General features: G+C 34.9%; 12 protein-coding genes. 7 read left to right on the top strand and 5 right to left on the bottom strand.

Annotated elements, in window-relative coordinates:
- Positions 1–57 precede the first annotated feature (57 nt).
- From CJF12_RS08650 to CJF12_RS08640, 3 genes are all read left to right on the top strand, one after another.
- Positions 58–1,026, top strand: coding sequence for a heme-binding domain-containing protein (locus CJF12_RS08650; protein WP_034687995.1), 969 nt, complete (start codon positions 58–60; stop codon positions 1,024–1,026).
- Entirely contained in the window at positions 1,023–1,493 is a 471-nt protein-coding gene (locus CJF12_RS08645) for a hypothetical protein (RefSeq protein WP_034687997.1), read from the top strand. Before CJF12_RS08650 ends, CJF12_RS08645 begins: the two co-directional genes overlap by 4 nt.
- Before the next feature lie 125 nt (positions 1,494–1,618).
- On the top strand, positions 1,619–2,650 hold the full coding sequence (locus tag CJF12_RS08640) for a L,D-transpeptidase (protein WP_051887410.1): 1,032 nt from the start codon (positions 1,619–1,621) through the stop codon (positions 2,648–2,650).
- On the opposite strand, the gene CJF12_RS08635 is transcribed toward CJF12_RS08640, so the two are convergent.
- From CJF12_RS08635 to CJF12_RS08625, 3 genes are all read right to left on the bottom strand, one after another.
- The gene (locus CJF12_RS08635) at positions 2,647–3,171 is read right to left on the bottom strand and encodes a hypothetical protein (RefSeq protein ID WP_034688000.1); all 525 of its coding nucleotides are present in this window, start codon (positions 3,169–3,171) and stop codon (positions 2,647–2,649) included. The genes CJF12_RS08640 and CJF12_RS08635 overlap by 4 nt on opposite strands.
- A 1-nt stretch (position 3,172) precedes the next feature.
- The gene (locus CJF12_RS08630) at positions 3,173–4,498 is read right to left on the bottom strand and encodes a PDZ domain-containing protein (protein WP_034688002.1); all 1,326 of its coding nucleotides are present in this window, start codon (positions 4,496–4,498) and stop codon (positions 3,173–3,175) included.
- Positions 4,499–4,608: 110 nt separating this feature from the next.
- Positions 4,609–5,247: an alpha/beta hydrolase gene (locus CJF12_RS08625; RefSeq protein ID WP_034688005.1), complete on the bottom strand. Its 639-nt coding sequence runs from the start codon at positions 5,245–5,247 to the stop codon at positions 4,609–4,611.
- 263 nt (positions 5,248–5,510) lie between these two features.
- Here CJF12_RS08625 and CJF12_RS08620 point away from each other — a divergent pair, with 263 nt between their 5' ends.
- Complete coding sequence (locus CJF12_RS08620; protein WP_034688015.1) at positions 5,511–5,945, top strand: hypothetical protein; 435 nt, start codon at positions 5,511–5,513, stop codon at positions 5,943–5,945.
- Between the two features lie 139 nt (positions 5,946–6,084).
- Here CJF12_RS08620 and tyrS read toward each other — a convergent pair whose 3' ends face one another.
- The gene (gene tyrS, locus CJF12_RS08615) at positions 6,085–7,380 is read right to left on the bottom strand and encodes a tyrosine--tRNA ligase (RefSeq protein WP_034688007.1); all 1,296 of its coding nucleotides are present in this window, start codon (positions 7,378–7,380) and stop codon (positions 6,085–6,087) included.
- A 248-nt stretch (positions 7,381–7,628) separates the two neighbouring features.
- Between tyrS and CJF12_RS08610 the strand changes: the two genes are divergently transcribed.
- The 3 genes from CJF12_RS08610 to CJF12_RS08600 all read left to right on the top strand — a co-directional run bounded on the left by CJF12_RS08610 (position 7,629) and on the right by CJF12_RS08600 (position 10,734).
- On the top strand, positions 7,629–8,189 hold the full coding sequence (locus CJF12_RS08610) for an RNA polymerase sigma factor (protein WP_034688009.1): 561 nt from the start codon (positions 7,629–7,631) through the stop codon (positions 8,187–8,189).
- A gap of 247 nt (positions 8,190–8,436) precedes the next feature.
- Positions 8,437–9,303, top strand: coding sequence for a lipoyl synthase (lipA, locus tag CJF12_RS08605; RefSeq protein ID WP_034688011.1), 867 nt, complete (start codon positions 8,437–8,439; stop codon positions 9,301–9,303).
- A 93-nt stretch (positions 9,304–9,396) separates the two neighbouring features.
- Positions 9,397–10,734 (top strand): IS1182 family transposase, encoded by a 1,338-nt coding sequence (locus tag CJF12_RS08600; RefSeq protein WP_095591034.1) that lies wholly within the window; start codon positions 9,397–9,399, stop codon positions 10,732–10,734.
- Between the two features lie 234 nt (positions 10,735–10,968).
- Here CJF12_RS08600 and CJF12_RS08595 read toward each other — a convergent pair whose 3' ends face one another.
- On the bottom strand, positions 10,969–11,823 hold the full coding sequence (locus tag CJF12_RS08595; protein WP_095591100.1) for an AraC family transcriptional regulator: 855 nt from the start codon (positions 11,821–11,823) through the stop codon (positions 10,969–10,971).
- Positions 11,824–12,003 lie beyond the last annotated feature (180 nt).

Genomic DNA, 12,003 nt, shown 5'->3' with positions numbered 1-12,003 from the left:
CTGTTGTTTGCAGTTACCTTTGAGTTATGATTTTAATAAACTTTAATCAATAATGTCATGAAAAAAGGTTCTAAAATAATAGCAATTCTATTGATTGCATTTGTTCTGATTCAGTTTTTTCGTCCTGAAAAAATCAATTACGGAACTCCTGCTCAAAATCTCGCCGGCGTTCCAAAAGAAGTGAATGCAATTCTGAGAAATTCTTGTTTCGATTGCCATTCCTCTGAAACTCATTTGAGATGGTATGATCAGGTGACTCCTGCCAATTTCTTTGTTACGTCTCATATCAAAGAAGGTAGAGAATCTCTGGATTTTTCAAAATGGGCTGCCTGGCCTAAAGCACAGCAAAATTCTACCATTTATTATGCTGTTAATAAAATATTATCAGGCGAAATGCCATTACCGAGCTATGCTGCAATACATTCATCAGCAAAACTGAATAATGAGCAGATTAAGACCCTTAAACAATATGCGTTATCCATTGTTCCAAGAAAATTGACAGACAGTGTCCAGTTGAATAAAGCAGAAAAACAATATAGGGCATGGATTAATGGTAATCTTAAATACGCTCAGGTAAACCCCTCACCGAATGGGTTGCAGTATATTCCCGATTACAGAAATTGGAAAGCAATTAGTACAACCGATCGTTTTGATAATGGGACTATGCGGATTATTTTTGGAAATGAGACTGCGGTAAAAGCTATTCAGGAGCACCGTACGAATCCCTGGCCCAATGGTACTGTTTTCGCAAAGACGGCATGGAAACAGGAAGTTGAGGAAGATGGAAATATATCAACAGGAGAGTTCATTCAAGTGGAATTTATGGTGAAGGATGCCCAAAAATATTCTAAGACAAAAGGATGGGGCTGGGGAAGGTGGAAAGGAAATGACCTTAAACCCTATGGTGATCATGCAGATTTTGATAAAGAATGCGTAGAGTGCCATCGTCCTATGAAAAACCAGGATTATGTTTTTACACCCCCTTTATACCTTATATCTCAACTTAAAAAAATAGAACAAAAATGAAAATCAATATTTTGTATTTAATTTTTGGCTGTATGTTGGTATTGGAATGCCGGCAGGAGCCTAAGGAAACTCTTAATATCAATGCTTCACTTGAGCAAAGTAGCGGACTGACAGAGAATCCATTGTTAATGATTCCTTTAACATCATCCATAAACCCTAAAAATAGCAGCATGTCGACTCTGTATGGAAATCAGGTCGCAGCTGACTATGCAAAACAGAACGCTGATTCTAAATATCCGCAAGATGCTGTCTTGTATGAGGTGACCTGGAAGCAAAAGGCAGATGAATTCTGGTTTGGGGCGAACATTCCCAACGAGATTTACTCTGTAGAGAAAATCGTTTTTAACGATCATCCGGAATATGGACTGTATAAAGGTAAATTTCTTCAAAAAGAAGAGGTGGATTCAAGAATTAAAGCGTCGCGGATAGCATTGATTATCTCTCAGAAAATGGCAGTTTCTCCATAAATGGTTTTGAGTATGACTATTTTGTCGACCGTATTTTTACGGTATTTTTTCTCATCCCTATGATTATTCGGTTTTTAGGTCTGATATTTGTATTGAGTAGCAAAACTAAGTGACCTCTTATATTTATGAATAACATACTTGTGAAAAAATCTTTTCTATACACTATGGTAGTGGCTTTATTTCTTGTTTCATGTAAAAAGGAAATCGAGAAAATAAATGACACTTTTAGCGATACCACAAATACGGAAGCTCCGGCTCTAAAAGCAGACTCAGTGAAGAAAGATTCTGTGGTAAAAAAAGAATCTATCCCACCTGCTATGCAGGAAAATGGGTTCTATAACGCATTAGCTCTTCCTAAAAATAAAAAACTAAGAGATTCTGTATATTCTGCATTCAGTAAGAAATATACGGAAAGAGAAAGATATGCTATTCTGGCACTAAACAGGCTGGATTCAAAAAATAAATGGAACTCTGATACTTTGGTTGTTCCGGCTAAAATGGATACTACATTAATGTCATACTCTCCGTTTCCAATGCAATTGGACGTATTGAGTGGCGTGAAAAAGTTTGTTATTTTTTCATATCCTATCCAGGCCTACGGAGTATATTCTAACGGAAGCCTCGTAAAATGGGGACCAACGAGTATGGGAAAAAAATCTGCGCAAACAACGAGAGGGCTAACATTTGCCAACTGGAAAAAGAAGTTATCAATCTCTACGGTCAGCAGTGAATGGAAGCTTCCTTATAATTTCAATATTTTTAATATCGGAGGGATAGGATGGCACCAGTATGACTTACCGGGTTATCCTGCATCACACTCATGTCTGAGATTGTTGAAGAATGATGCACAATGGCTCTATTCTTATGCGGATACATGGATCTTAAATCCTGGTGGTGCGACAACAAAAGCAAAAGGAACCGCCGTGATGATTTTCGGAGATTATAAATGGGGTGGAAGAAAACCATGGAGAAAATTATTGGAAGATCCTAACGCCAATAATATTTCAGTAGAAGAAATGAATAAGCTCATTGAGCCTCATGTTGAGAAAATAATCAAAGAACAGGACAACAGGGAAAAAGTAGCAGATTCAATCAAAGCTGCAAAAGCGGTCGAGATTCAGGAACCTGCTAAAATGCCGGAAGTTCCTGCTCCTTAAGACTTCTTCTCAAATTGAAGCGTGGACTCTTCCGCAAACCTTCTTAATTTTTGCATTTCATCTTTTGCTTTACTCTGCCCGAATCTGGCTGCGGCATAAGTTCCGGCAATACAAAAAAGCATCAAAAATGACGCATTTAATGCCCATGGGAATTCAAAGCTCTTGATTTGCTCTTCCACATAATACATGGTGAAGAATGTCATCCATAAAATGGCGAACGTAAAATAAAGAAACATGAAGAAGGTCCATACGGCTGAGCTGGGACCAAATACGCCTCTTATAACGATCTCGTCATCTTCTGCTTCAGTACGTAGCGCTAGTCTGGGTTTCCAGTAATTATCATATTCTGTAGCAACCCAAATGGTGGCCACTTCTTTATTGACATTACCTGAAAATTCATCTTTATGTTCTTTGAGATATTTGCTGAGATTTTCTGCATACTCTTCCTTACTGAGATGTGTAAACATTTTGAATCTCGGTCTTGTTCTTATTCTATCTAATGTGGTTTCTTCTGTTTTCATACTATTCTTGGTAAGGGATTGGATCCTCTAAGATAAAACTTAAAGTAAGTTGTTCATTTTTTCTTTTAACGACCATGGTAATGGTTCGTCCTTCATCAGACTTCATTAATTCCAGAATACGTTCCAGAGTCATTTCAGTCGTCTTTCTTCCGTTGATGGTAATAATCTGGTCATCTCTTTTTAAACCCGCTTTATCCGCCGGCGAATCTTTTCGAACCCCTGCAATGGAAAAGATCGGCTTTAAAACAAATTTATATTGTAAATTATTATTAATGACTTGAACTTCATTTCCTGCTTTAGTGGGACTCTTGGTCTCAAGGGAAAATGAATCTTTTTCCCATTGTAATCCGTCTTGCTTAAAATCCAGCCCGCTCATATTGAAATGGAAAGGATCGTCATAATTTTTATTTTTACGTAAATATAATTTTCCATTAGGATAGTCAAAAATAACTGTAAAGCGACGCATGATTTCTCCACCGATAGATCCTCTTCTGTTTGCAACCAGATTGACGTATTGAATGGAAAACTCATCAGGCATGGCGGTCAAAGGCTTTTCAAATTTAAAATCTCCAATATAAAAATTATGAATTCTGCTTCTCTTGCCATAGACATCACCATTAAAGCCTCTTCCCAGAAAGTCATCAATATTCGGACGATTGTAAACGAAATTTTTAATGAGGGTAGGGAATAGCCAAATAGGATCACTATTACCTAAATCTATTAATAATTTAGAGCTTTTTCTTTCATTAGTCATCTCTACATCTGCTTCAATATAGGGCTTGTTATTTTCAATAGAAATAGGAAATACTTCAAATTTTCTGGTCTTCTTTTTAAAAAGATTCTCGTCATTATAAACTGTTACTTTCTTAGTGATATAATCTATTGAGATTGGATGGTTTTTAAAGAAATGATATCCAATGATGCCATTCACGGGAATTCCGACATGGGAGGAAATATTAAATTCCTGATCGACTATAATAAACAGACTCAGGGAATTATTAATAAAGTTTTTTCCTATTTTACCAATGTTGTTATCCGACCGGAATCCATCTATACTGGCACTTCCTCCTAATCCTGAAAATTTAATTTTTTCCAGACTCGTCAGTTTGAGCTCCTTATTTTCCAGACTAAAAATAGAAGTTTCCGCAACTCCTGTATCTAGTAAAAAAGTAAGCTCTACACCATTAACAGTAACAGGGATGAAAATGAGATTATTGATAAGCTTAAAAGGGATGACTGTTTTTTTTGCATCTTTAATTTCAAATGAATTTTGAGCATTCATCAAAACACTCAAAAAAAAGACCCATATAAAAAGCTTAATTTTCATTTACTGAATGTAGTGAATTTATCATTACATTCAGTAAAAAAACATTCTTAATTTTAATAATGTTTATGTATTTTGTAATGTATTTGAGGGAATGTTTTCTATTTCGTAAATTACTTTGAAAAGAAATCCATTAAATCCATATAATTTTTTTGATTGACTCCATGTCCGCTCATATATTCTCTGAAAGTGAAGTAACAGCCCAAATCATACAAAAGATCCGCAGCCTTTCGTCCCCATTCTAATGGAATAACAACGTCCTCAGTTCCATGAGATACAAAGAATCGGAGCCTTTCCAGCTTTTTCTTGTCTTTAACAATATCGCCTAATATTTTTTCTTCAGGGTAGCTGCTTAAACATGCCACATAATTAAAGAGCTCAGGATATTTCAAAGCTAGTGCATAACATAAAATACCTCCCTGGCTGAATCCACATAAATGAGTTTTGCTTTCTGTTAATCCATAATGATTAATTATTTTTAACATGTTTTCTAAAACGTTATTTAGGGATTCTTTTGCCTGATCAACATCTATAAAACCTTCAGGATTATTAAAGTCGATATCGTACCATGAATATCCTTCAAATTGAGTATCCTTCGGTGCTCTGAAACTTACGATAAGCCAGTCAGCAGGAAGTGTTTTTCTGAAGCTGAAAAGATCCTGTTCATTGCTTCCATAGCCATGAAGCATAAAAAGAATCGGAGTATTAGGTGTAATATTTTCGGGTTCTCTTACTAGGTAATCTAAATTCATAAGCACAAAGATAATTAATAAATTAAAGTGATAAATCCTAAAACGTTCAATATTGTTATTTCTTAATAACAACGTTTACATCTGTTTGGGCAATGATCGTTAAATGATTCATAAATATGGCATTTAACTATTAAAATATAAGAAAAATTTCATTTTGCAGATTTGATATTGTTTGTAAATCTTTATTGGAAATTTTTCATAAAAGTTATTTTTATATTGATAAAAAACTTATATTTGAAACATTAAAAAATCTATTTGGAGAAATGAAGCAATTTTACAAATCAAAAAGTTTACTTAAACTTTCTTTTTTATTCATCGTATTATTTTCAGTAATTTCTGTAGTGAATTCTTGTAAAAAGGATGATGACGATGAAGAATTCAAAGATCATATTGTACAGTTTGAGGTAAAAGGAACTACCGGTGTAATTTCAAAAACGATTGTAACTCAGGTAGGAACTGTTCAGAATAATATGTATAATACTCCTACTACACCTATTACTTTGCCTTGGGCAAGCGGAGAGTTTTTTGTTAACTCGAGCCAGTCACAATTGAACCTTGCTGCTAATGCAGATCTTCCTAATGATGATTCGAAGCTGATCGTTAGTATTTATGTTGACGGAGAAGTGACGAAGAGTGATACAGTTGTAGGAAAAGGCATTAGAAGTGCTGCGGTTTTCCATAGCTTCCTTGAATTATAAAAATCAAATCTACTATCAATAAAAAATAGGCTGTATCAAAAGTGATGCAGCCTATTTTTATTTTGAACAATGGCTGTGAAGCCTTACTTTCCTTTACAAAAAGAGCCGGTTATAAAACCGACTCTTTTATTTATTTCTATTAGATGACTCTTACAATAAAATAGCTTTTTTTCCCTTTTTGCAGTAATAAAAACTTACCGTCAATCAGGTCACTTTCATTAGCCGTAAAAGTATCATTTACCTTTTGTTTATTAACTGAAATTGCGTTTCCTTTGATTTCTCTCTGAGCCTCACTCTTAGATTTAAGGAAACCTGACTTTTCAGAAAGCAGATCAATAATATTTACTCCTAAAACATCAGCTTTTGCAACTTCTTTTTGAGGAACACCATCAAATACTTCAAGGAAAATTTCCTCATCAAGGCTTACCAAATCTTCAGCGGTAGAACGTCCGAAAAGAATTTCAGATGCTTTCAGTGCTTTTTCGTACTCTTCTCTGTCATGAACCCAAACTGTTACTTCTTCAGCAAGTTTCTTTTGAAGTTTTCTCTCATGTGGAGCTGTTTTGTGTTCTGCTACTAAAGCTTCAATTTCTTCTTTGCTCAGGAATGTATAAAATTTGATAAATCGTTCTGCATCTTCATCTGTAGCATTCAGCCAGAACTGGTAGAATTTGTAAGGGGATGTTTTCTTTTTGTCCAGCCAGTAGTTTTCACCACTTTCAGACTTTCCGAATTTAGAGCCGTCAGCTTTAGTGATCAAAGGAACGGTCAATGCAAAAGCTTCGCCCTGAGCTTTTCTACGGATTAATTCTGTTCCTGTGGTAATATTTCCCCACTGATCAGAACCTCCCATCTGCAATTTTACATTATTGTTTTGGTATAAATGAAGGAAATCATACCCTTGAATAAGCTGATACGTAAACTCTGTGAAACTCATTCCATCTGCTCCTGCTTCTCCTGAAAATCTTTTCTTTACAGAATCTTTAGCCATCATGTAGTTTACTGTGATGTTTTTTCCTACATTTTTAGCAAAATCCAGGAATGAGATTTTCTTCATCCAGTCATAGTTATTCACTAGTTCAGCTTTATTAGGTCCATCTCCATCAAAATTTAAAAATTTTGAAAGCTGATTTTTTAAGCATTCAACATAATGTAAAAGGGTTTCTTCATCGAGAAGATTCCTCTCTGCAGATTTTCCGGAAGGATCACCGATCATTCCCGTAGCACCTCCAACCAGGGCAATAGGCTTGTGGCCATGTTGCTGAAAGTGGGCTAAAATTTTTATTTGAATAAGACTTCCAATATGCAAAGAATCGGCTGTTGGATCAAAACCGATATATGCAGTCGTTACCTCTTTATTTAATTGCTCATCAGTTCCGGGCATCATATCGGCAAAAAGACCACGCCATTGTAATTCTTCTATAAAGGAATTCATTATTATATTTTTCTTTAAAATTTAACGTTGCAAAGATAATAAATTCAAGGTTAAAAAAGAGAAGCTGAAAGGTAAAAAGGCGGAAGGGCATAATTGCGAAATTGCTGAACTGTGAAATCGTTAAATCACAAAATTGTCTGGATGCTAAATTGTTAATTTTTCTTCAAATTAATGATTCTGCAAGTTTACAATTTAGCGGTTTTGCTTTTCTTGCCTTTTCACTTAAAATAAATTATATTTGTTATTAAATGAACGACGAACAATTATTCCTGCTCATCCAAAAAGCAAAAGAAAAGGATCAGAAAGCCCAGACAAAGCTCATTAATGTTTTCTGGGTTGATGTTTTTTCTTTTGTCATGAAAAAGGTAAAGGACGAGAATGATACCGATGAGATTACCGTAAACGTTTTCTCTAAGGTATTATCGAAACTGGATATGTACGATCCTCATTTTCAATTTAAAACCTGGATTTTAACCATTGCACAGAATACGGTGATTGATTTTTGGAGAAAAAGGAGCCGTGAAAATCAGGATCCCACAGAAAACCTGGATGAAGTAAAAAACCAATTTGCAAAATCCCCTGAAGAATTGATGATCTCTAATGAAGAGCAAAAGAAAATCATCAAAACCATTGAATCGCTAGACGCTAATTATCAGGATATTATTAAACTGAGGTTTTTTGAAGAGAAGAGCATTAAGGAAATCGCCGAAGAGCTAGGAATTTCTATAGCCAACACTAAAGTAAGGGTGATGCGAGCGAAAAAAGTTTTGGCTGAGCTTCTGAAAAATAATGAGTTTGATGAAGAGTAATTTTAACAAATAGAGATTCTTTAACCGTTAGATTTCCATTAAGCTATTAAGAGCCTTCTATTGTCAAAATGTTGAATTCAGGAGTTTGCAGTTTTGCAAATCAACAATTTTGCGATTTCGCAATTCACTCTTTTAGCCTTTAGAAACATAGAAGAACACCAAGGAATAGATCATTATACGTTCCATCAATTTCAATGGTAGATGGTTTCCATTAAAAATTCCTTAACTTTGAACTTCAATTTTAGAAATGGAAAATTTAGTTCAAGACACTACCGTTCAAAAACCAAAGTGGATTCGTGTAAAACTTCCTACCGGAAAGAATTACAGAGAACTGAGAAGTTTGGTTGATAAATATAAATTAAATACAATTTGCCAGAGTGGAAGCTGCCCGAATATGGGTGAATGTTGGGGGGAAGGAACTGCAACTTTCATGATTTTAGGGAACATCTGTACACGAAGCTGTGGATTTTGCGGGGTAAAAACCGGAAAACCGATGGATGTTAACTGGGATGAACCTGAAAAAGTAGCACGTTCTATCAAATTGATGAAGATCAAACATGCGGTTCTTACTTCAGTAGATCGTGATGATTTGAAGGATATGGGTTCTATTCTTTGGGGGGAAACGGTGAATGCCGTAAGAAGAATTTCTCCGGGAACTACCATGGAGACTTTGATTCCCGACTTTCAAGGCATTACAAAGCATCTTGACCGAATGATCGATGTAGCTCCTGAGGTGATTTCTCATAATATGGAAACCGTAAAACGTTTGACAAGAGAAGTAAGAATTCAGGCTAAATATGAGAGAAGTCTGGAAGTTTTAAGATATCTGAAAGAAGCAGGTCAAAGGAGAACCAAAACAGGAATGATGCTTGGATTGGGTGAAACCAAAGATGAGGTCTTTCAAACGATTGAAGACATTAGAAATGCCAATGTGGATGTTATTACATTAGGTCAGTATTTACAGCCTACCAAAAAGCATTTACCTGTGAAAAAATTCATTACTCCCGAAGAGTTTGATGAATTTGGTGACTTCGCAAGAAGTCTTGGTTTCAGACATGTGGAAAGTTCTCCACTTGTAAGAAGCTCTTATCACGCAGAAAAACATATACATTAAAATATAAGAGGCTGTCTCAAAAGAGATAGCCTTTTTTATGCAAAAAGGAAAGCTTTCGCTTTCCTAATAGTTGCAAATTGATTAATTTGCATTGTGTTAAGTACGTCAAAAGTAGTCTTTAAAGATTACACCCCCAAAGAAAATCTGCTTTTTCCTCCCAATTTATCGGAGTTGATTGATGAGCGACATCCTGTGAAAATTGTTTCAAACATTATTGATGGCTTGGATATCAAAAGCTTAATTAAAACCTACAAACCTGGCGGAACATCTTGCTACCACCCGAAAATGCTTTTGAAAGTTTTGATTTATGGCTATTTAAGCAATATCTATTCAAGCCGCAAAATGGAGCAGGCCTTGAAAGAAAACATCCATTTTATGTGGCTCTCTGCAATGAGCCGTCCCGATCATAACACCTTAAACAGGTTCCGTAGTGAACGATTGAAAGGTGAGATTAAAGCTATTTTCACACAAATTGTTCTTCTTTTGGAAAAGGAAGGTTTGGTAAGTCTGAAAACCACTTTTGTAGATGGCACCAAGATAGAAGCCAATGCCAATCGCTATACTTTTGTTTGGGGAAGAGCTGTCAAAAAACACAAAGAAAGGATTGCAGAGCAATTAGAAGAGCTTTGGAACTATGCAGAAACAGTTGCCAAAGACGAGCTTGAAAATACAGAAAGTATTGATTTTAAAGAAGTAGATTCTGAAAAAGTAACTCAAACCATCGAAAAGATCAATGAAGTTTTGAAAGATAAAAAAGTAGCTTCAAAAGTTCGTCAGAAACTGAATTATGCTAAGAAAAACTGGGCAGATAATTTAGAGAAATATAAAAAACAGCAAGAATTATTAGAAGATAGAAATTCCTATTCCAAAACCGATACAGACGCTACTTTTATGCGAATGAAGGAGGATCATATGCGAAACGGACAACTAAAACCCGCTTACAATCTACAAATTTCTACCCATAGACAATTCATTTTACATTATTCAATTCATCCCAACCCAACAGACACCAAAACATTAGCGACTCATTTACTGGGTTTTGAAGAAAGCTATCATAAAGCTCCCAAAGAGCTTGTTGCTGATGCTGGTTATGGCTCAGAAGAAAATTACAACTTGTTAAAATCTAAGAAAATAAAAGCTTATGTTAAATATAATTACTTCAGAAAAGATCAGAAATCGGGACAAATAACCACTTCACAAAACAATCCTAAATTGGCAAAAATCAGAGAAAAGGTTTTCAAACTTCTTAATACCAGCAAGGGCATCAAACTCAGAAAACAAAGATGCCATGATGTTGAACCTGTTTTTGCAGAGCTCAAACACAACAAAAATTTTAAACGATTCATGCTTCGGGGAAAAAATAAAGTCGAGGTAGAAATCGGCATACTCGCAATTGCCCACAATCTAAAGAAAATGTCAAAAGCAGCCTAAAACAGACTGCTTTTTTGACTTATATCTTCTTTTTTCCAAGATATTTTTTTTATTCAAAATATCGAAATCTTTTTTCAATGAAATACTAAAAAGAGACTGTCCTTTTGAGACAGCCTCTTTTTTTGAAGTTATACCGAGTTCAAATAGGTTATTCAGATATAGTACTCTTTCAATTAAAAATAAAATATCTCCTTTTGATAATTTACCATTTCATTTTTTGCAATTAGTCCACAGCTAATTTTCTATTTTCTCCAAATGCCTTTTTCTGAATTCAGACGGAGTTTCTCCCACATGTTGTTTGAATAATTTATTAAAATAGGAAAGGCTTTCAAAGCCGACCTGAAAACAAACTTCGGTTATTGAGGATTCCTTTAATAAAAATATTCGTGCTTGGTTAATCCTGTAATTATTGACAAAATCAGTAAAGGTCATATTGGTCTGCTTTTTAAAATATCGGCAAAATGCAGGAGTACTTAAACTTGCAATCTTTGCAATCTCATTAACGTTGGGCTTCCGGTCATAATTTTCATGGATGTAATCATAGATGGTTCCCATTCTTATTTTGTCGTTTAAAAACCATTTTATTCTTGTATCCTCTTTATTCAACTCTTTGACTTCCGTTGAATCCGCGAGGATTTGCAGAATTTCAATAAGGCCGATTAATGATGTAAAGGAGCTTTTATCTTTGATAACCTGAAGTTTTTCAACGACTATTCTTTTTGTTTCTCCGGAAAAGGATAATCCGAGATAAGAACGCTCCAGTAAATGCCTGATACTTGCATATTCAGGAACGGGGTTAATGATGTCCTGAAGAAAATTTTCTCTCATTTGAAGTACCAGTTGTTTACATTCGGTTTGAATCCGGTAGTCAAAATTAAGATGAGGTACATTCGAACCAATTAAAAGCAAATCACTATCTGTAAAGCCGGAAATATCCTTACCTACATGACGGATTCCATTAATGGCTTCTACATATACCAGCTCTATTTCCGGGTGATAGTGCCAGAAAAAACAATTTTTTAAAGAAGGTGCAAAAAGCTTAAAAGACTTTCCTTTTTCAAATTCAATACTCTCTTTCTGGATCTTCATTTGGTTCTATCTTGATTATTTATAGATATAAAATTAATTAAAAAGGTTAATATGGAGCAAATTTTTATCATTTCAGGTGAAGTAAAACTGAATATTTCTGTCGATTTTTGCACTTTCAAAATAATGAATTGATCTTAATGCTAGATACAGCAGTCATTAGATCATATTAAAAGTAACTTT

Source organism: Chryseobacterium piperi (genome assembly GCF_002285635.2).
Lineage (GTDB): Bacteria > Bacteroidota > Bacteroidia > Flavobacteriales > Weeksellaceae > Chryseobacterium > Chryseobacterium piperi.
This window is presented reverse-complemented; position numbering and strand designations above follow the sequence as displayed.

What these genes read in the sequence shown, in the direction of transcription:
- CJF12_RS08650 (WP_034687995.1), top strand. Translation starts at nt 58, where the DNA reads ATGAAAAAAGGTTCTAAAATAATAGCAATTCTATTGATTGCATTTGTT.
- CJF12_RS08645 (WP_034687997.1), top strand. Translation starts at nt 1,023, where the DNA reads ATGAAAATCAATATTTTGTATTTAATTTTTGGCTGTATGTTGGTATTG.
- CJF12_RS08640 (WP_051887410.1), top strand. Translation starts at nt 1,619, where the DNA reads ATGAATAACATACTTGTGAAAAAATCTTTTCTATACACTATGGTAGTG.
- CJF12_RS08635 (WP_034688000.1), bottom strand. Translation starts at nt 3,171, where the DNA reads ATGAAAACAGAAGAAACCACATTAGATAGAATAAGAACAAGACCGAGA.
- CJF12_RS08630 (WP_034688002.1), bottom strand. Translation starts at nt 4,498, where the DNA reads ATGAAAATTAAGCTTTTTATATGGGTCTTTTTTTTGAGTGTTTTGATG.
- CJF12_RS08625 (WP_034688005.1), bottom strand. Translation starts at nt 5,247, where the DNA reads ATGAATTTAGATTACCTAGTAAGAGAACCCGAAAATATTACACCTAAT.
- CJF12_RS08620 (WP_034688015.1), top strand. Translation starts at nt 5,511, where the DNA reads ATGAAGCAATTTTACAAATCAAAAAGTTTACTTAAACTTTCTTTTTTA.
- tyrS (WP_034688007.1), bottom strand. Translation starts at nt 7,380, where the DNA reads ATGAATTCCTTTATAGAAGAATTACAATGGCGTGGTCTTTTTGCCGAT.
- CJF12_RS08610 (WP_034688009.1), top strand. Translation starts at nt 7,629, where the DNA reads ATGAACGACGAACAATTATTCCTGCTCATCCAAAAAGCAAAAGAAAAG.
- lipA (WP_034688011.1), top strand. Translation starts at nt 8,437, where the DNA reads ATGGAAAATTTAGTTCAAGACACTACCGTTCAAAAACCAAAGTGGATT.
- CJF12_RS08595 (WP_095591100.1), bottom strand. Translation starts at nt 11,823, where the DNA reads ATGAAGATCCAGAAAGAGAGTATTGAATTTGAAAAAGGAAAGTCTTTT.